The organism is Paralimibaculum aggregatum, from assembly GCF_030270585.1.
Taxonomy (GTDB): Bacteria; Pseudomonadota; Alphaproteobacteria; order Rhodobacterales; family Rhodobacteraceae; genus Thermohalobaculum; species Thermohalobaculum aggregatum.
This window is the reverse complement of sequence record NZ_BSYI01000025.1, coordinates 50,742-67,412: the sequence shown is the minus strand read 5'-3', so window position 1 is coordinate 67,412 and position 16,671 is coordinate 50,742. Positions and strand designations below refer to the sequence as shown.

Here is a 16,671-nt window from a genome sequence, read left to right as displayed (position 1 = left end):
AAACGTTTTCCGGCTCGGCCCATTGTCCGGCCCAACCGTTTGACATTTCCGAAGAACCGCGAGGCACCGTGGCGCCCCGTCGATGAGCAGGGTATAGGGGAAATCGCCGGGGGCGGTCAAGGCCCGTGTTTCATCCGATCGTCACTTTTTTCGGGATTTTCCTTCACACCCCGCTCAAGCCCCTGGCGCTCAAGGAGTTTCACGACCCGCAGCCAGCGCGCGAAACCGGCCGTGAGGGCGAAGGCGAAGCCTTTCCAGCCCCCCGTGACGTGCCGGCGCAGGAGATAGAACTTCAGGAAGGCCATCGGCAGCTCGACCACCAGCCGCAGCAGCAGCAGCCAGCGGGGCCGCTCCCGCGCCTCGCGCGCCTGGAAGCTGGAGTAGCGATTCTCCTTCTCGACGAACTGCGCCCAGGAGGTCAGCGGGTAGTGCCAGATCGGCGCTGCCAGCCGCGCCGGGCGCACCCCTTCCGCGAGCTCCACCCGGTCGAACAGCGCGTGGCGGCGATAGCTGCCGATGCTGCGGTGGTAGAGCCGCACGACGCGATAGTCCGCCGCCCAGGGGCGGGGCCGCGAATCGCCCGGATAGACGTTGAGAATCGCGATCTCATAGGCGGCGGGCGGCGGCGGGCCCTCGGCGAAGAGGCGCGCGATCTCGGCGGCGAGCGCCCCGGTCACGACCTCGTCGGCATCGAGATTGAGCACCCAGTCATGCGCGCAGAGCCCCTCGGCGAAGGCCTTCTGCGGCCCGTAGCCGGCCCAGTCATGATGCACCACCCGCGCGCCGGCGGCCTCGGCGAGGGCCACCGTGTCGTCGGTCGAGCCGCTGTCGACCACCAGCAGTTCCGCCGCAAAGCGCGCCGCCGCCAGGGTGCGCGGCAGCCGCGCCGCCTCGTTCTGCGCGATCACGAAGACCGAGAGCGGCAGGCGCGCGGCCTGCCCTTCGGTCCGGTCACTCTCGGCCTCCATGCGTCCCCTTCCCTGGCTGCCCGCCGTCTGCGCGCCCGCCGCTGCCCGCCGGGCATTCTCGCCGCCGGGTCCCGGCCGGTCCAGCCATGCGCGATGCCGGCGGGAGATGCGAACAATTGTTCGCATTGCCGGGCCATGCGTGGCAGAACCATGCGCGCCGAGGCAATCTCATGAGGATATCCGTGCGACGCACTGGCGCCAGACCGGCCGCGAGGCCGGCCCGATGACCGCTCCCGCCATCCGTGCGCTGCTGTTCGACAAGGACGGCACGCTGTTCGACTTCCACGCCACCTGGTCGGCGGTGGTGACCCGCGTGATCGACGCGCTGGCGCCCGACGAGACCGCGCGCCGGGCGATGGCGGCCTCGGGCGGGATCGATCTCGTGACCGGGCGCTTCGAGCCCGGCTCGCCGATCGTCGCCGGCGCGGTGCAGGAGACCGCCCTGCTCTGGGAGCCGCTGGTGCCGGGGCTCGACGCCGCCGCCATCGAGGAGCGGATCAACACGCTCTCCGCGGCGATGACCGGGCCGGCGACGCTGGTGCCGGCCGCGGCGGATCTGCCGGGGCTGCTCGCGGAGCTGCGCGCGGCAGGGCTGGCGCTCGGCGTCGCGACCCATGATTCGGAGGGGGCGGCGCGGGCGCAGCTCGCCGCGATCGGGGCGCTCGAGGCCTTCGACTTCATTGCCGGCTACGATTCGGGGCACGGGCTGAAGCCCGGGCCGGGCATGCTGCTGGCCTTCGCCGCCGCCACCGGGCGCCGGCCGGACGAGATCGCGATGATCGGCGACAGCGTGCATGACCTGATGGTGGCGCCGAATGCCGGCGCCGCGATGGCGATCGGCGTGCTGACCGGGCCGGCGGGGCCGGCCGATCTCGCGCCCCATGCCACCCATGTGATCGGCTCGATCGCCGAGCTGCCGGCGCTGCTGCGGCTCTGAGCCGCCCCCGGCGGGCCGGGCCCACGCAGGCGCCCGGCATTTCCGGCGCCCGAACTTCCCGAAATCCGCGCCTTCCGCGCCGCCCTGTGCCGCCCGTCACAGGGCGCGGCGCTTTGCGTCGAACCGCCCTGCCCGGCCGCCCGAATGCCCCTCAGCCGCCGTCATCGTGAAGGTCATGCGGCACGGCGCAAGGCCCCGGCCGCGGGCGGCGGGAGAGCCCCGGCCGCCGGACCCCATCGCGGCGGGCCGCCCCCGCCGATGCAAGAAGGAACGACACGATGAAACTCCGCCTGTTCGCCATCGCCGCCATCGCCGGCGGCATCCTCGCCTCCGGTGCCGGCACCGCCTCGGCGCAGTCCTGTCCGCAGGTGCGCCCGCCCGGCATCAACACCCAGGTCGGCACGCAGCTGCGCATCGACCACTGGGGCAACCGCGACAAATGCGTGGTCTTCAACACCACCGTCGCCGTCGATCCGCGCTGTCCCTCGGGCCGCTTCCTGCAGCGCCGCGGCGGGCGCGACCGCTGCGTGCGGCGCACCGCCAGCATCTCCTGCCCCTCCGCCTCGGGCATTCCGGGGATCTCGGGCAGCGTCGGCACGCTGCTGCGCGTCGACCTCCAGGGCAACCGGGACAAATGCGTGGTGCCGAACACCAGCATCCGGCTCAACCCCGCCTGCCCCATCGGCTATGGCCTGCGCCGGCGCGGCGGCCGCGACTTCTGCCGCACCTGACGACGCGGCCGACCAAGCGAAAGGGCCGGCCCGAAGGGGCCGGCCCTTGCCATCTGCAACAGGGCGAGGCGGCAGCCACCGCGCGGCGATGGCCGGCCCCGCGTCAGTTGTCGAGGAAGCTCCGGAGCCGCCGCGAGCGCGAGGGATGCTTGAGCTTGCGCAGCGCCTTGGCCTCGATCTGCCGGATGCGCTCACGGGTCACCGAGAACTGCTGGCCGACCTCCTCGAGCGTGTGGTCGGTGTTCATGCCGATGCCGAAGCGCATCCGCAGCACGCGCTCCTCGCGCGCGGTGAGCGAGGAGAGGATGCGCGTCGTGGTGTCCTTGAGGTTGGACTGGATCGCCGAATCGAGCGGCAGGACGGCGTTCTTGTCCTCGATGAAATCGCCGAGCTGGCTGTCCTCCTCGTCGCCGATCGGGGTCTCGAGCGAGATCGGCTCCTTGGCGATCTTCATCACCTTGCGGACCTTCTCGAGCGGCATCTGCAGCTTGGCGGCGAGCTCCTCCGGGGTCGGCTCGCGGCCGATCTCGTGCAGCATCTGCCGCCCCGTCCGCACCAGCTTGTTGATGGTCTCGATCATGTGCACCGGGATGCGGATGGTGCGCGCCTGGTCGGCAATCGAGCGGGTGATCGCCTGGCGGATCCACCAGGTCGCATAGGTGGAGAACTTGTAGCCGCGGCGGTACTCGAACTTGTCCACCGCCTTCATCAGGCCGATATTGCCCTCCTGGATCAGGTCGAGGAACTGCAGCCCGCGGTTGGTGTATTTCTTTGCGATCGAGATCACCAGGCGCAGGTTCGCCTCGACCATCTCGGTCTTGGCGATGCGGGCCTCCTTCTCGCCCTTCTGCACCGTCTGCACGATGCGGCGGAACTCGGGGATGTCGAGCCCGACATGGTGGCCGAGCTCGCCGATCTCGGCGCGGATCGAGTGGATGCGGTGGCGCTCGGTATCCACCATCTTGGCCCAGCCCTTGCCGGTGTGCTGCGCGACGCGGTCGATCCAGTCCGGGTCGAGCTCGGAGCCGCGATAAGCCTCGATGAACTGCTTGCGATTGACGCGGTAATAGTCCGCCATCTTCACCAGCTGGCCCTCGAGGTTCATCAGCCGGCGGTTGATGCCGTAGATCTGGTCGACCAGCGCCTCGATCCGGTTGTTGTGCAGGTGCAGCGCGTTGACCTGGCCGACCATCTCCCGGCGCAGGCGCTGATATTCCAGCTCCTGCGGCGCCGAGAAGCTCTGGCCGGCGGTCAGCGCGGCGCCGATGCGCTTGGTCTGCAGCTCGCGCAGGCGCTCGTAGTTCGAGGCGATCTCGTCGAGCCGCTCGAGCACCGCGGGCTTGAGCTCGGCCTCCATCGCGGCGAGCGAGAGATTGGCCTGGGCATCCTCGTCCTCGGCCTCGGCCTCGGTGCCTTCCGCGGCGCCCGCCTCGCCCTCGGGGCGCTCGCCGGCGGGGCGTGCCGCGGGTGCGGCGCCGGCGGGGCGATGCTCGGCGCCCGCGGCCGGCGCCGCCGCCTCGGGCGCGCCGGGGGTGATGGTCTCGAGCTCCTCCTCCTCGTTGGCCTCGCCGAAGGTGGTCTCGAGGTCGATCACGTCGCGGAGCAGGATCTTCTCCTCGACCAGCTCGTCGCGCCAGATGGTGATCGCCTGGAAGGTGAGCGGGCTCTCGCAGAGACCGCCGATCATCGTGGCGCGGCCGGCCTCGATGCGCTTGGCGATGGCGATCTCGCCCTCGCGCGAGAGCAGCTCGACGGTGCCCATCTCGCGCAGATACATGCGCACCGGGTCGTCGGTCCGGTCGCTCTCGGAGGCCTGCGGCTGGGTCGGCACGACCTCGCGGCTCTCGGCCTGCTCGGGCTCGGGCTCGGCCTCGTTGCCGCCGTCGTCCTCGACCACGTTGACGCCCATCTCGGAGAGCAGCGCCATCACGTCCTCGATCTGCTCCGAGGAGAACTGGTCCGAAGGCAGAACGCGGTTGAGCTCGTCATAGGTGATGAAGCCCTTGGCCTTGGCCTTGGCGATCATCTTCTTGACGGAGGCCTGGCTCATGTCGAGCATGGGGCCCTGGGTTTCGGTGGTCTCGCTCTCAGTCTGCTCTTCGTCTTTGGGCGCCATCGATCCCTCTTGGTTCAGAGTCCGTTCAAAGCCGGCTTGTCCCGGCATTCGCGGCGCCAGCTGCGCCGCCCTGCCCCGGGCCCGCCCGCCGAGCCCCACCTGTGAGCCCCGCCAGCCGAATCAGATTCGGCAATCCTCCGCGTGATATAGGCAATTAGGGTGCGACTCACTGATTCGAAGGGGGCAGCGCTACTTTTTTGGCAGATCCGTGGAGCCTTGGTAACGGGCAATGATGTCCGCGACGCGCGAGCGGCGCCCGCGATTCGACGCTTCCTCCTCGGCACGCAGCGCCCGCGCCTCGGCGGCGAAGGGCCCCTGCCCGGCCTGGCGCACCCGCCATGTCCAGTCCTCGCCATCGGCCTCGGGCAGCTCGCGCGCGGCTTCGGCAAGCTCCGCCTCGCGCCCGACCAGCGCGGTGTGGCGGGCGATCGCCTCGGCCAGCACCAGCGCGGCGCGGTCCGGGTCGGCATCGGGGCGGGCCAGCGGATGGCGCGCGGCCTCGCGGCGGATCTCCTCATAGGCCTCCGGCGCCGCGGCGCGGGCGGCGGCATCGGCGTCCTCGCCGGCCTCGGCCGCGGCGATCAGCGCGCCGCGCAGCGCCTCGAAGGGCCGGTGGCTGAGCGGCATCGCCTCAAGCGCCTCGGCCTCGGCCAGCACGATCTGCGGATGCCCGAGCGCCAGCGCCAGCACCACCGCCTCGCGCGCCCGGTGCTGCGCCGCCCCGTCGACCCCGCGGGCCAGCATCGAGGCCCGGGTCTGCGCCTGCGCGCCCTCGGCGCGGCGCCGGCGCCCGCCGCCGCCGCGGGCGCCCGCCGCTCCGCCACCGCGGGAGGGCCGGTCGAGCTCCCAGAAATGCTCGCGCATCCGCCGGGTCAGGCTCTCGCGATAGAGCCGCTGCAGCTCGGCATGGCCGATCTTCCCCGCCGCCGCCTCGAGCCGGGCCTTGAGCGCCGCCCGCCGCTCCGGCGTGTCGAGCGCATGGGCCCCGAGCTCGCGCGCCCAGAGCACCGCGATCAGCGGCTCGGCGGCATCGAGCGCTGCCTGCATCGCCGCCGGCCCGCCGCCGCGGATCAGGTCGTCCGGGTCCTGGCCGGCCGGCATCAGGCAGAACTGCAGGCTCCGCCCCGGCGCCAGCAGCGGCAGCGCGAGGTCGATCAGCCGATGCGCCGCGCGCAGGCCCGCCGCGTCGCCGTCGAGCGCGATCACCGGCTCCGGCACGATCTTCCAGAGCATTTGCAGCTGCTCCTCGGTGATCGCGGTGCCGAGCGGCGCCACCGCATGGGCAAAGCCCGCCTGCGCCAGCGCGATCACGTCCATGTAGCCCTCGGCCACGACGAGCTGGCCGGCCTTGCCCGCCGCCTCGCGCGCCGGCCCGTGATTGTAGAGCGTGCGGCCCTTGTGGAAGAGCGGCGTCTCCGGCGAGTTGAGGTACTTCGCCCGCGCGTTCGGGCCCAGCGCCCGCCCCCCCAGCGCGATGCAGCGCCCGCGCGCGTCGCGGATCGGGAAGATCAGCCGGTCGCGGAACCGGTCGAACAGCGCGCCGCCATCCTCGGGCGCGATCAGGAGGCCCGCCTCCACCGCCTCGGCGAGCATGTCCTTGCTCCGGAAGATCTCGGTGAGAAAGCCGCGGGCATCCGGCGCGAAGCCGATCTCGAAGCGCTGCAGCGTCTCCGCCGCGAGGCCGCGCCCGGCGGCATAGTCGCGCGCCCGCGCGCCCTGCCCCGCACGGAACGCGCGCCCGAAGGCCGCCACCGCCATCTCCATCGCCTCCGCCAGCCGCGAGCGCCGGTCGCGCCGCGCCTCGGCCTGCGGATCGGCGCGCTCGCGCGGGATCTCGAGCCCGGCCCGCTCGGCCAGCCGCTCCACCGCCTCGGGGAAGGAGAGGTTCTCGGTCTCCATCACGAAGGTCACCGCATCGCCCTTCGCCTGGCAGCCGAAGCAGTAGTAGAAGCCCTTGCGGTCGTCGACATGGAAGGACGGGGTCTTCTCCTGGTGGAACGGGCATGGCGACCACCAGTCGCCCTTCGCCGGGTTCGACTTGCGCGCATCCCAGACGACCTTGCCGCCGACCACCTCCGAGAGCGTGAGGCGGTTGCGCAGCTCATCCAGCAGATGCGGCGGAAACCCCATGGCGCTTTGTCGCCGCTCGCCGGGGCCGCGGCAAGCCCCATGACGGGCCCCCTCAGCCGAGCAGGCGCGCGATCAGCGGCTCGGCGGCGGCCCAGCTCCCGACACGGTGATCGGCCTCGGCGCTCCGCGGCAGCACATCCGCCACCGCCGGCGCGCCGACGAACTGCACCCGATGCACGCCCGGCGCCCGGCGCGCGGCGCTCTCGATCTGGTTCGGGCTGTCATCGACGAAGACCGCCGGCACCCGCTGCCCGGCCTGCGCCGCGAGCCAGGCCAGCGCCCGCCCCTTGCCGCCGGCGTTCTGCACCACCGGATAGGCCATGCCGAGCGCCGCCAGGTTCTCCACCCGCGCCGCCGTGCCGTGCGGCGGCACATTGGTCAGCACCACCACCTGGGCCCGCGCCGCGAGCCGCCCGAGCGCCGCCGCCGCCCCGGGCAGCGCGGCCTGGTGCGCGGTCTCCTCGGCGAAGAAGCGGTGGATGATGCCGATCACCTCCTGGAAATCCAGCCGCCGACCGGTCTCGAGATCGCGGAACGAGCCCTCGAGCTGGTAGTGCCGCAGCTCCATGCCGATCCCGAGCCCCGCGGCGAAGCGGCCGAGATGGCCGGCAAAATCCACCAGCACCTCGTCGCAATCGACCACCAGCAGCGGCCTGCCCGGCGCCACGCGGGCCGCGCGGAGCTGCGCCAGAACGCCGGCGTCGAGCTTTGCCTCGAGCGCGGCGAGGCCGGGGCTGCGGCTGGGTGCGGTGTCGGGCATCGCGGTCTCCGTCAGGTCCAGTGCGGCAGGTCGCCCCCGGGCAGCGCCGCACGTGCCGCCGCCGGGCGATCCGGGGGCACGCCGAGATCGGCGGTGCAATCGAGCAGCATCGCCTCGCTGGCCAGCAGATAGTCGAGCACGAAGCCGAGGAACTCCGGCTGGCGCACCGCGGCGCGCAGGTCTTCGGGCCGCGCCCCCGATGCGACGAGGAAATCCGCCAGATCCTCGGGCCGCCCGGCGAGCCAGCCGAGCACCTCGCCCGCCAGCTCCGTGGCTGCCGCCCGGCTCATGCCCGCTCCGCCCATCGCCCGCCTCCGCAGTCGTCCACCTGATCGGAAAGCAATCCTTAAGCCCTCTGCGCCAACACTGCCCCTGATGCAAGGGCGCGCAGGCCGGCTAACCGGCCTGCAGCGCGCGCATCGGTGTAGAATCGGGAGGAGTGCGGATGCCCGGACGGATCTTGATCGTGGACGATGTGCCGTCCAGCCGGCTGATCGCACGGGCGAAGCTCTCCATGGCCTACTATGACGTGATCGAGGCCGAGACCGGCGAGGAGGCGATCGACATCGCCGCCCGCGAGGAGCCGGACCTGATCCTGCTCGACGTGATGATGCCGGGGATCGACGGTTTCGAGACCTGCCGACGGCTCAAGACCCAGGCGCGCACCGCGCATATCCCGGTGGTCATGCTCTCCTCGCTGTCGAACCGTGCCGACCGGGTGCGCGGGCTCGAATGCGGCGCCGACGACTTCCTCACCAAGCCGTTCGACGACACCGCGCTGCTGTCGCGCGTCTCCAGCCTCACCCGCATGAAGATGATGATCGACGAGCTGCGCCTGCGCGCCGAGACCTCGCGCGAGCTGGGCCTCGAGACCGGCGGCTTCGATGTCCGGATCAACTATGCCGATGCCTCGATCCTCTTCGTCTGCAACGAGCGGGAGACGGCGGAGGAGGCGGTGCGCAGCCTGCGGACCAATCTCGGCGCCGCGGTGGAGACCGCCCGCGGCGAGCGCGAGCTGCGCGCGCTGATGAAATCGAACGAGTTCGACGCCTTCGTGATCGGCACCGACCTGGCCGACGGCGACCCGCTGCGCATCGCCTCGCTGCTGCGCGGCCGGCCCAACACGCGCCAGGCGGCGCTGATCATGATGTTCGCCGCCGAGGACCGGGTCAGCCCGCCGCTCGCCATGGACATGGGGGTGCCGGACTACCTGCTGCTGCCGATGGATTATTCCGAGCTGGCCGCGCGGCTCCGGGTGCAGCTGCGGCGCAAGCATTACTCCGACCAGCTGCGCAAGTCGGTGCAGGACAGCATGGTGATGGCGGTGACCGACCCGCTGACCGGGCTCTACAACCGCCGCTATGCCAACGCGCATATCGAGGGGATCCTCGCCAGCGCCAAGAACGACGCCGGCAGCCTCGTCGCCATGGTGCTCGATCTCGACCGCTTCAAATCGGTCAACGACACCCACGGCCATGCCGCGGGCGACCGGGTTCTGGTGGAGTTCGCCAGCCGGCTGCAGAACAATTTCCGCCCCGGCGATCTCGTCAGCCGGATCGGCGGCGAGGAATTCCTGGTGGTGATGCCGGACATCCTGCCCGCCAATGCCGAGCGGGTGGCCGAGCGGGTCCGCCATGCGGTGGAGACCCCGGATTTCGTCATCGACGAGGCCGGCAAGGCGATCGCGCTGACCGTCTCCATCGGCATCGCCGCGCATCTGCCGGGCGAGAGCAGCGCCGATCTGATCGCGCGCGCCGATGCCGCGCTCTATGCCTCGAAGGCGGCCGGGCGCAACACGGTCACGCTCTCCGCCGCCTGACCGCCGACGCGCCTGACAGCCGGCGCGCCGGCCCGCAGCCGCCCGTGCGGCGCTCAGCGGCCCGCCTTGCGCGCCGCCTTGCGCTCCTCCCGTTGCACCATGCCCTCGGCCAGCAACACGCGCTCGGCCGGTGTCAGCATCTCCGCAAGCGCCACCAGCCGCTCGATGCGCGGCAGGAAACGCTCGCGGTAGACATCCATCCGCGCCAGCATCGCCGCCTGCAGCGCCTCGGGCTCGAAGGGCTCGGCGGTCAGCGCGGCGGCGACATCGCGGGTGGCGGCGAGCAGCGCCGGGCGCATCGCGCGCCGGTCATCGGTGTCGGAGCCGAGCACCGCGAGCGCCGCCTCGCGCCGCTCCTCGGGCAGGTACTGGACCACCCGCTCGGCATAGCCGCGATCGTGCTCCATCTTCCTGATCTGCTCGCCGAGATAGATCCCGCCCACCAGCAGGTTGGCGCCGAGGGAGAGCACGAGCCCGATGCCGAGCCAGCGCGGACAGCGCCGGCTGGACTGCCCGCCCGATCCCGTCATCGCCGCGTCGCTCATGCCCACCTCCTCAAAACAGCCCCGGGCCGAAGCCGTCGGCCGCCTCGTCGTACATCGGATCGAGCGTCAGCGCCGCCAGTTCGACCGCCTCCGGCTCCGGCGTCTCGGTATAGCCCACGCCGACGCCCGCGCCGAGGCAGAGCACCAGCGCTGCCGCCGCCACGCCCGGGCCGAACCGCGGCCCGGTTGCCCGCGCCGCCAGCCGCTCGCCCCAGTCCAGCACGATGTCCAGCGCCCCGCGCCGCGCGCCGGCAGCCACGGCGCCCGACCCGGCCGGCACCGCCTGCGGCGCTGCCGCCGCCGCATCCGCCAGCACCCGCGCGGTGAGCGCCGCGCTCGGACGCGGATGCAGCTTCGCCTCGGCCGCCGCGAGCCGCGCCAGCTCGGTCTCGAGATCACGCTCCCACTCTTCAGCCATCGCCGTCACTCCCTTCAAGATCCGCCATGATCCTGCTCAGCTGGCGTCTGGCTCGCGCGAGCAGGCTTTCCACGGCTTCCACCGAACAATCCAGCCTCTCCCCGATCTCCGGGTTTCCGAGGCCCTCGAAATGGCGCAGCACGACTGCGCGGCGCTGCCGCTCCGGCAGCGCGAGGATGGCCTTTGCCAGCGCCCGGGAGCGCTCGGTCTCGGTCAGTTGCGCCAGCACGGAGGGTGCCGGGTCCGACGGCTCGGCCACGTCCTCGAGCGCGGCGCCGGGGCGGCGGCGGCGAATCCGGTCGATGCAGAGATTGCGGGTGACCCGGTAGAGCCAGGTGGTGACGCGGGCCTCGCCGCTCCGCCAGTCCGGCGCCTGGCGCCAGAGCCGCAGCATCGCCTCCTGCGCCACGTCCTCGGCCTCGGCCTCGTCGCCCAGCATCCGCCAGGCCTGGCGCAGCACCGGGGGCAGCAGGCGTTCGGTCAGGGCGCGCGCGGCGCTCTGGTCGCCGGCGGCGAAGCGCGCGAGCAGCAGCGCATCCGCGTCCTCGCCGGTCAGCCCCGGATCCGCCATCGGTTCATCCAACCCCTTCCGGCCGCCCCGCATCGCCGCCGCGCGCATCGGCACGCCGAGCCCGAGGCCCGGAACCGGCACCTGCCAGCCTTCAGCGAGAGCGGCCATGGTTCCCGAAACCTTCGCCGCTCCGGCGCGCCGGCGCAATCCTTCCGCGCCGGCCGGACAGGCCCCCGGCCTGCCGATCCGCTCTGTCCGCCCGCCTCGACCGCATCCTCGCGCTCCCAGGTATGTCGCCTCAATCGTTTGTGCACAGGTCTCAACGCACCACTCCGGCGCTTCCGTCGCGGGGCGGTGCAGATTCGGAAGCCGCTTCCGATGCCCCGGGGGCAGCCCCGCGCGGCATGCTGACGCAAGCCGAAATGCCGGGCTGCGAAGCGGGTTCCGACGCGCTACCGATAGCGGCAGCGCCGGCCCGGCTGGCGCCATGACCTTCCACCCGCCGGGCCCGGACCCGCAGCCTGCGACATGGCCGCATCCGGGGCTGTGCGGCACCCGGCCGGGCCCTACCTAGACCGGATCGGTGCCGCGACGGGCTGCCGGGGACGAGAGATCGGGGATACCGCAATGACCGCTCAGGACACGACGATGACGGAGAGGCCGCTGACCCAGGCCCTGCTGCGCGGCTGGCGCCGGCGCTGCCCGAGCTGCGGCGGCGGTCCGCTGATGAACGGCTATCTCAAGGTGCGCGACACCTGCCCGGCCTGCGGCGAGGAGCTGTATCACCACCGGGCCGACGACCTGCCGGCCTGGGCGACGATCCTGATCGTCGGCCATGTGCTCGCCTTCGCGCTGCTGACCGTCGAGAGCACGATCCGCCCGCCGCTCTGGGTGCACTGGGCGGTGTGGCCGGCGCTGACCATCGGCATGAGCCTCTGGCTGCTGCCGCGGATCAAGGGTGCCGTGGTCGGCATGCAGTGGGCCTGGCGGATGCACGGCTTCGACAAGGACTGACCCCGCGCCGCACGGCTGGACAGCGGGCCGCCGCCCGCGCCATATGGGCGGCATGTCCGATTTCCCGACACGACTCAAGCCGTCATGACCGCCACGGCCGACGCCCTGCCCAAGGACCGCGTGCGCGACGCCGCCACCGTGGTGCTGCTGCGCCGCGACGGGCCGGAGCCGCGCCTGCTGATGGGCCAGCGCGGCAAGTCCGCCGCCTTCATGCCCTCGAAATTCGTCTTTCCCGGCGGCGCGGTCGATGCCGAGGACGCCTCGGTGCCCTGCGCGCATCCGCTGCGCCCGGAGATCCGCGCCATGCTGGCGGCCGAGGCGGCGGAGGGGCTGGCCGATGCGCTCGCCATGGCGGCGATCCGCGAGCTCTGGGAGGAGACCGGCCTCGCCCTCGCCCATGGCGGCGCCGGGCCGGTGCCGGGCGGGCTTCCGGAGAGCTGGGCGCCGTTCTACGCCTCCGGCCACATGCCGGCGGCGGACCGGCTCACCCTGATCTTCCGCGCGATCACCCCGCCGGGGCGGCCGCGGCGCTTCGATGCCCGCTTCTTCCTCGTGGAGGCGGAGGCGATTCGCGGCTCCCTCGACGATTTCTCCGGCGCCTGCGACGAGCTCAGCCATCTCGGCTGGGTCAGCCTCGCCGAGGCCCGGCGGCTCGACCTGCCCTTCATCACCGAGGTGGTGCTCGGCGAGGTGGCGGCGCGCCTGGCGGCCCCGGCCGAGGCCCGCCCGGCACCGTTCTTCCACCATGCGCGGGGGCGCTCCTTCCTGACCGGGCTCTGAGCCATGGGCGCCGCCCCCGGCCTCGGGCACCGCGCGCCGGCGTTCTGGCAGGGCGCCGCGGCGCCGATTGCCGCGATCACGGTGTTCGGCCTCGCGATCTCCATGAGCTACCCGCTGCTCTCGCTCCTGCTCGAGCGGATGGGCGCGAGCGGCGCGGCGATCGGGCTCAACACCATGGCGGCGGCGATCGCCATCGTGGTGTTCTCGCCGCTGCTGCCGCGGCTGATGGCCCGGGTCGGGCTGGCCCGGCTGATGATCGTCTCCGGGATCGGGCTCGGCCTCGTGATGCTGGCCTACGGGCTGATCCCGGACTACTGGGCCTGGCTGGCGCTGCGGCTGGTCTACGGCTTCTTCGGCACCGCGCTGTTCTTCTCCTCGGAATACTGGATCGTCGCGATGGCGCCGGACGGCCAGCGCGGGCGCATCGTGGCGTTCTACACGATCAGCCTGTCGCTCGCCTTCATGGCCGGGCCGCTGGTGATCGGGGCGACCGGGGTGGAGGGCTTCCTGCCCTTCGCTGTGGCCTCGGCGGTGCTGTTTGCCGGGGTTCTGCCGGTCTGGTGGGGGCGGCGCGCGATGCCGGTGCAGAGCCCCGAGGCGCCGCCGAGCCCCTGGACGACGCTGCGCTTCTTCGTCACCGATCCGGCGCTGACCTGGGCGGTGGTGCTGTTCGGGCTGATCGAGTTCGGCACGGTGGCGCTCCTGCCGGTCTGGGCAGTGCGCACGGGCTTTGCCGAGCACGAGGCGACCTGGATGATGGCCGCCTTCGCCGCCGGGTCGGTGCTCTCGGCGCTGCCGATGGGCTGGGCCTCGGAGCGGCTCGACCGGCGGTTCATGCTGCTGGCGGTGGGGCTCGCCTCGGTGGCGGCGCCGCTCGGCATCGTCGCGGCCAGCGGCAGCCTGGCCGGATCGGTGGCGATCTCGGCGCTCTGGGGCAGCCTCGCGGTCGGGCTCTACACCCTGCCGCTGGTGGAACTCGGATCGCGCTATGCCGGGCACCGGCTGGCCGAGGGCAACGGTGCCGTGGTGCTCGGCTACGGGCTCGGGGCGCTGCTCTCGCCGGCGCTGCTCGGCGCGGCGATGGACCTGGTGCCGCCCGACGGGCTGCTGCTCGGCTCGGCCCTCGCGGCGGCCGCCTATGCCACGCTCGCCGCGATCCGGCTCGGGCGCAGGCCGCGCAAGGCTTGACAGCGGGCACAGGATCGGTAGGAGACAGGGTCTCGTATTTCACCGGCCCGCGGGCCGGACCGGCGCGGCGATCTCCGTGCCCACTGGCCCAAGAGGACCCCGATGGCGAAACCGACCACGATCAAGATCCGGCTCAACTCTTCCGCCGGCACCGGGCACTTCTACGTGACGAAGAAGAACTCCCGGACCATGACCGAGAAGATGACCGTGCGCAAATACGACCCCGTTGCGCGCAAGCATGTCGAGTACAAGGAAGGCAAGATCAAGTGACGCCGGCCGCGCCTGCGGGTGCGGCACCGGGCGATCGCCGATCCTGAGATGGCCAGCGGCTCCCCGGGCGGGAGCCGTTGGCCTTTGCGCGTCTGCCCGGCCCCGGCTCAGGCCGGCGTGACGATGCGGGCTGCCGAGACGGCGGCCAGGGCGGCGGCCGCAGTCATGGTCGCGCCCCAGGCGGTGTCGATGGCCACCAGCCGCCAGGACCAGCCCTCGAGCACCGCCTTGCTGGTGAGCTCGAAGGTCGAGAAGGCCAGCGCGCCCAGCGCCGCCCCGGTGCCGATCACCGCCGCCCAGCCCCAGCCCCCGGCCAGCGCCGGGCGCGCCGCGAACCAGACGATTCCCCCCGCATAGACGATGTAGAAGACCGCCCCGGCGGCGAGGTCCGGCCGGCTGGCGAGCAGCTGCGGCACGTGGCGCTCGAAGAGCGGGCGCATGATCTGCGTCAGCACGATGGTGTCGAGCACCGCGAGCGCGGCCAGCGCACCGAGATAGGCGGCGAGATGGGTCAACAGGGCTCTCCCGTTCGGCCGGCCCGAGCGCCGGCATCTGCCCGAGAGATAGCGCGCCGCGGCATCCGCCAAGCCTGCCCCGCGGAAAACCGCCGCGCACGGTGCGCCGCAGATGCGAAAGGGGCCGGCGCTTGCGCACCGGCCCCCTGCCTCATCCGGCGATCCCGCGGATCGCTCGGCTCACTCCTGGCTGCCCATGAACTGCAGCAGGAACATGAACATGTTCAGGAAGTTCAGGTAGAGCTGCAGCGCGCCGGAGATCGCGGCATGGTCGAGCCAGGCCTCGCCCTCGGGGCTGAGCCGCATCTGCAGGTAGGTGTTCTTGATGTTCTGCGTGTCATAGGCGGTCAACCCGGCGAAGATCAGCACGCCGAGGAAGGAGATCGCCCAGTGCATCGCGCTGCTCTCGAAGAAGAACATGTTGAGCAGCGAGGCGACGATCAGGCCGATCACGCCCATGAACAGGAAGCGCCCCCAGCCCGAGAGATCCTTCTTGGTGGTGTAGCCGTAGAGCGACATGGCGCCGAAGCCGGCCGCGGTCGCCATGAAGGTCTGGGCGATCGAGATGCCGGTGAACACCGCGAAGATCCAGGAGATCGACAGGCCCATCAGGGCCGCGAAGCCCCAGAACACCATGTTGGCGGTGCCGGCGGACATCTTGTGCAGGCGCATGCTGAACAGGAACACCATGGCCAGCGGCGCGAACATGATGATGTAGCGCACCGGCGAGGTGAACATCGTCTCGAGCATGCCGACGGGGATCAGCGCGGTCGGCTGACCGGCAATCGCCGCCTTGAAATCCATGCCCACGATGTAGGAGACCAGCGCGGTGATCACCATCGCGCCGCCCATCAGGGCATAGACTTTGTTCATGTGGGCGCGCAGGCCAGCATCGATCTCGGCGGCTTGAGCGCGGTCAATCGTGTGGCTGCGCACATAATTCGGGTTGGCCATCTCGCACCTTCTCCTGGTTTCACGTAGCGATGGGGAGCGGCCCTGTGCAAACCACTCCACTTCCTGACCAGATATCGGCCATGCAAGGCTGGGTTTCAAGCGCCAACCGGGAGAGAGGACCTGCATGATACGCGCATTCGTCGGGATCGCGCTGCCGGATGCCGTGGCGGCGCGGCTGGAACGGGTACAGGCCGGCCTGCCCGCCGGGCGTCCGGTCGGGGCCGGCACGCTGCATGTCACGCTCGCCTTTCTCGGCGAGCAGCCCGGGCCGGTGCTGGAGGATCTCCACCACGGGCTCGCGGCGATCCGGGCGCCGGCGCTGGCGCTCGAGATCGACGGGCTCGGCATCTTCGGCGGCGCCAGGCCCCGTGTGCTCTATGCCGCGATCCGGCCGAACGGGGCGCTGTCGCGGCTGCGCGAGCGGGTGCTGACCGCGGCGCGCATGACCGGCATCGAGATGCCGCGCGAGCGCTACGTGCCGCATGTGACGCTGGCCCGGTTCTCGCGGCCGCCGGGGCCGGAGGCGCAGGCGGCGCTGGAAGGCTTCGTCGGCTCGCGGGCGGCGCTGGTCTCGCCGCCCTTCGAGATCGCTGAATTCGTGCTGTTCCGCTCGCATCTCACCGCGAACGGCGCGGCCTATGAGGCGCTGGCGGAGTATCCGCTCGGCTGAGCCGCCCCGAGCCGGGGCGGCTGCAGCGGGCTCAGCGGCGCGCGGTGTCCCAGAACGGGCGGGCGGCCTCGCGCCGGGCGGCCTCGGGCGAGATGCCCATGTCGGCGAGCTCGCGATCGGTCTTGGCAGCCAGGGCACGGCGCTCGCGGGCCACCGCGATCCAGCGCGCAACCGGGAAGTGGAACGACGCGCGGGGGGTAGCGGTGTCGATCAGGGTGGCGATGACGGACATTGGGGTCACTCCTGCATTCCTGTGGTTGATGTTTCGATCGCTTTCGATCATCGTCTGTGATGAAGATAGGCGCTGGATTTCCATCATGGAAATGAATATTCTTTGGGGAACCC

Annotated in this window: 19 protein-coding genes; 8 read left to right on the top strand and 11 right to left on the bottom strand. The window is 71.8% G+C overall.

Translation table 11 applies throughout. The features are described from left to right. Nucleotides 1-116 precede the first annotated feature (116 nt). Nucleotides 117-968, bottom strand: coding sequence for a glycosyltransferase family 2 protein (locus tag QSJ97_RS15485; RefSeq protein ID WP_285672741.1), 852 nt, complete (start codon nucleotides 966-968; stop codon nucleotides 117-119). A gap of 223 nt (nucleotides 969-1,191) precedes the next feature. On the opposite strand from QSJ97_RS15485, the gene QSJ97_RS15480 reads away from it, so the two are divergent. Continuing rightward, nucleotides 1,192-1,905 (top strand): HAD family hydrolase, encoded by a 714-nt coding sequence (locus QSJ97_RS15480; RefSeq protein ID WP_285672740.1) that lies wholly within the window; start codon nucleotides 1,192-1,194, stop codon nucleotides 1,903-1,905. A gap of 278 nt (nucleotides 1,906-2,183) precedes the next feature. Continuing rightward, the gene (locus QSJ97_RS15475) at nucleotides 2,184-2,636 is read left to right on the top strand and encodes a hypothetical protein (protein ID WP_285672739.1); all 453 of its coding nucleotides are present in this window, start codon (nucleotides 2,184-2,186) and stop codon (nucleotides 2,634-2,636) included. 103 nt (nucleotides 2,637-2,739) lie between these two features. On the opposite strand, the gene rpoD is transcribed toward QSJ97_RS15475, so the two are convergent. The 4 genes from rpoD to QSJ97_RS15455 all read right to left on the bottom strand — a co-directional run bounded on the left by rpoD (nucleotide 2,740) and on the right by QSJ97_RS15455 (nucleotide 7,932). Beyond that, nucleotides 2,740-4,752 carry an RNA polymerase sigma factor RpoD gene (gene rpoD, locus QSJ97_RS15470; RefSeq protein WP_285672738.1) on the bottom strand — a complete coding sequence of 671 codons (2,013 nt, stop codon included), beginning with the start codon at nucleotides 4,750-4,752 and terminating at the stop codon, nucleotides 2,740-2,742. A gap of 189 nt (nucleotides 4,753-4,941) precedes the next feature. Then, the gene (gene dnaG / locus QSJ97_RS15465; protein WP_285672737.1) at nucleotides 4,942-6,882 is read right to left on the bottom strand and encodes a DNA primase; all 1,941 of its coding nucleotides are present in this window, start codon (nucleotides 6,880-6,882) and stop codon (nucleotides 4,942-4,944) included. Nucleotides 6,883-6,934: 52 nt separating this feature from the next. Further along, nucleotides 6,935-7,642, bottom strand: a complete 708-nt coding sequence (locus QSJ97_RS15460; RefSeq protein WP_285672735.1) for a hypothetical protein — start codon at nucleotides 7,640-7,642, stop codon at nucleotides 6,935-6,937. Between the two features lie 11 nt (nucleotides 7,643-7,653). After that, nucleotides 7,654-7,932 (bottom strand): DUF3572 family protein, encoded by a 279-nt coding sequence (locus tag QSJ97_RS15455; protein WP_285672733.1) that lies wholly within the window; start codon nucleotides 7,930-7,932, stop codon nucleotides 7,654-7,656. Nucleotides 7,933-8,087: 155 nt separating this feature from the next. Between QSJ97_RS15455 and QSJ97_RS15450 the strand changes: the two genes are divergently transcribed. Next, nucleotides 8,088-9,461, top strand: a complete 1,374-nt coding sequence (locus tag QSJ97_RS15450; RefSeq protein WP_285672732.1) for a PleD family two-component system response regulator — start codon at nucleotides 8,088-8,090, stop codon at nucleotides 9,459-9,461. A gap of 53 nt (nucleotides 9,462-9,514) precedes the next feature. Here the strand turns inward: QSJ97_RS15450 and QSJ97_RS15445 are convergent, their stop codons facing one another. From QSJ97_RS15445 to QSJ97_RS15435, 3 genes are read right to left on the bottom strand one after another with little or no spacing between them, the layout of a single operon-like run. Beyond that, a complete protein-coding gene (locus QSJ97_RS15445; protein WP_285672731.1) occupies nucleotides 9,515-10,006 on the bottom strand; it encodes a periplasmic heavy metal sensor in 492 nt (163 codons plus the stop codon). 10 nt (nucleotides 10,007-10,016) lie between these two features. Further along, nucleotides 10,017-10,424, bottom strand: a complete 408-nt coding sequence (locus QSJ97_RS15440) for a hypothetical protein (RefSeq protein ID WP_285672729.1) — start codon at nucleotides 10,422-10,424, stop codon at nucleotides 10,017-10,019. Beyond that, complete coding sequence (locus QSJ97_RS15435) at nucleotides 10,417-10,995, bottom strand: RNA polymerase sigma factor (protein ID WP_285672728.1); 579 nt, start codon at nucleotides 10,993-10,995, stop codon at nucleotides 10,417-10,419. The genes QSJ97_RS15440 and QSJ97_RS15435 overlap by 8 nt, the downstream gene beginning before the upstream one ends. 588 nt (nucleotides 10,996-11,583) lie before the next feature. On the opposite strand from QSJ97_RS15435, the gene QSJ97_RS15430 reads away from it, so the two are divergent. The 4 genes from QSJ97_RS15430 (at nucleotide 11,584) to rpmG (ending at nucleotide 14,187) form a co-directional block, all read left to right on the top strand. Continuing rightward, on the top strand, nucleotides 11,584-11,949 hold the full coding sequence (locus tag QSJ97_RS15430) for a DUF983 domain-containing protein (protein WP_285672727.1): 366 nt from the start codon (nucleotides 11,584-11,586) through the stop codon (nucleotides 11,947-11,949). Nucleotides 11,950-12,033: 84 nt separating this feature from the next. Next, the gene (locus QSJ97_RS15425) at nucleotides 12,034-12,729 is read left to right on the top strand and encodes an NUDIX hydrolase (protein WP_285672726.1); all 696 of its coding nucleotides are present in this window, start codon (nucleotides 12,034-12,036) and stop codon (nucleotides 12,727-12,729) included. A 3-nt stretch (nucleotides 12,730-12,732) separates the two neighbouring features. Beyond that, complete coding sequence (locus QSJ97_RS15420) at nucleotides 12,733-13,917, top strand: MFS transporter (protein ID WP_285672725.1); 1,185 nt, start codon at nucleotides 12,733-12,735, stop codon at nucleotides 13,915-13,917. Nucleotides 13,918-14,019: 102 nt separating this feature from the next. Further along, nucleotides 14,020-14,187, top strand: a complete 168-nt coding sequence (rpmG, locus tag QSJ97_RS15415; RefSeq protein ID WP_285672724.1) for a 50S ribosomal protein L33 — start codon at nucleotides 14,020-14,022, stop codon at nucleotides 14,185-14,187. A 107-nt stretch (nucleotides 14,188-14,294) separates the two neighbouring features. Here the strand turns inward: rpmG and QSJ97_RS15410 are convergent, their stop codons facing one another. After that, complete coding sequence (locus QSJ97_RS15410; protein WP_285672723.1) at nucleotides 14,295-14,702, bottom strand: DUF2177 family protein; 408 nt, start codon at nucleotides 14,700-14,702, stop codon at nucleotides 14,295-14,297. Nucleotides 14,703-14,882: 180 nt separating this feature from the next. Next, on the bottom strand, nucleotides 14,883-15,656 hold the full coding sequence (locus QSJ97_RS15405; RefSeq protein ID WP_285672721.1) for a Bax inhibitor-1/YccA family protein: 774 nt from the start codon (nucleotides 15,654-15,656) through the stop codon (nucleotides 14,883-14,885). Nucleotides 15,657-15,780: 124 nt separating this feature from the next. Here QSJ97_RS15405 and thpR point away from each other — a divergent pair, with 124 nt between their 5' ends. Then, nucleotides 15,781-16,326 (top strand): RNA 2',3'-cyclic phosphodiesterase, encoded by a 546-nt coding sequence (thpR, locus tag QSJ97_RS15400; RefSeq protein ID WP_285672720.1) that lies wholly within the window; start codon nucleotides 15,781-15,783, stop codon nucleotides 16,324-16,326. Between the two features lie 31 nt (nucleotides 16,327-16,357). On the opposite strand, the gene QSJ97_RS15395 is transcribed toward thpR, so the two are convergent. Then, nucleotides 16,358-16,645 (bottom strand): DUF1127 domain-containing protein, encoded by a 288-nt coding sequence (locus QSJ97_RS15395; protein ID WP_285672718.1) that lies wholly within the window; start codon nucleotides 16,643-16,645, stop codon nucleotides 16,358-16,360. Nucleotides 16,646-16,671 lie beyond the last annotated feature (26 nt).

What these genes read in the sequence shown, in the direction of transcription:
- QSJ97_RS15485 (WP_285672741.1), bottom strand. Translation starts at nt 968, where the DNA reads ATGGAGGCCGAGAGTGACCGGACCGAAGGGCAGGCCGCGCGCCTGCCG.
- QSJ97_RS15480 (WP_285672740.1), top strand. Translation starts at nt 1,192, where the DNA reads ATGACCGCTCCCGCCATCCGTGCGCTGCTGTTCGACAAGGACGGCACG.
- QSJ97_RS15475 (WP_285672739.1), top strand. Translation starts at nt 2,184, where the DNA reads ATGAAACTCCGCCTGTTCGCCATCGCCGCCATCGCCGGCGGCATCCTC.
- rpoD (WP_285672738.1), bottom strand. Translation starts at nt 4,752, where the DNA reads ATGGCGCCCAAAGACGAAGAGCAGACTGAGAGCGAGACCACCGAAACC.
- dnaG (WP_285672737.1), bottom strand. Translation starts at nt 6,882, where the DNA reads ATGGGGTTTCCGCCGCATCTGCTGGATGAGCTGCGCAACCGCCTCACG.
- QSJ97_RS15460 (WP_285672735.1), bottom strand. Translation starts at nt 7,642, where the DNA reads ATGCCCGACACCGCACCCAGCCGCAGCCCCGGCCTCGCCGCGCTCGAG.
- QSJ97_RS15455 (WP_285672733.1), bottom strand. Translation starts at nt 7,932, where the DNA reads ATGAGCCGGGCGGCAGCCACGGAGCTGGCGGGCGAGGTGCTCGGCTGG.
- QSJ97_RS15450 (WP_285672732.1), top strand. Translation starts at nt 8,088, where the DNA reads ATGCCCGGACGGATCTTGATCGTGGACGATGTGCCGTCCAGCCGGCTG.
- QSJ97_RS15445 (WP_285672731.1), bottom strand. Translation starts at nt 10,006, where the DNA reads ATGAGCGACGCGGCGATGACGGGATCGGGCGGGCAGTCCAGCCGGCGC.
- QSJ97_RS15440 (WP_285672729.1), bottom strand. Translation starts at nt 10,424, where the DNA reads ATGGCTGAAGAGTGGGAGCGTGATCTCGAGACCGAGCTGGCGCGGCTC.
- QSJ97_RS15435 (WP_285672728.1), bottom strand. Translation starts at nt 10,995, where the DNA reads ATGGCGGATCCGGGGCTGACCGGCGAGGACGCGGATGCGCTGCTGCTC.
- QSJ97_RS15430 (WP_285672727.1), top strand. Translation starts at nt 11,584, where the DNA reads ATGACGGAGAGGCCGCTGACCCAGGCCCTGCTGCGCGGCTGGCGCCGG.
- QSJ97_RS15425 (WP_285672726.1), top strand. Translation starts at nt 12,034, where the DNA reads ATGACCGCCACGGCCGACGCCCTGCCCAAGGACCGCGTGCGCGACGCC.
- QSJ97_RS15420 (WP_285672725.1), top strand. Translation starts at nt 12,733, where the DNA reads ATGGGCGCCGCCCCCGGCCTCGGGCACCGCGCGCCGGCGTTCTGGCAG.
- rpmG (WP_285672724.1), top strand. Translation starts at nt 14,020, where the DNA reads ATGGCGAAACCGACCACGATCAAGATCCGGCTCAACTCTTCCGCCGGC.
- QSJ97_RS15405 (WP_285672721.1), bottom strand. Translation starts at nt 15,656, where the DNA reads ATGGCCAACCCGAATTATGTGCGCAGCCACACGATTGACCGCGCTCAA.
- thpR (WP_285672720.1), top strand. Translation starts at nt 15,781, where the DNA reads ATGATACGCGCATTCGTCGGGATCGCGCTGCCGGATGCCGTGGCGGCG.
- QSJ97_RS15395 (WP_285672718.1), bottom strand. Translation starts at nt 16,645, where the DNA reads ATGATGGAAATCCAGCGCCTATCTTCATCACAGACGATGATCGAAAGC.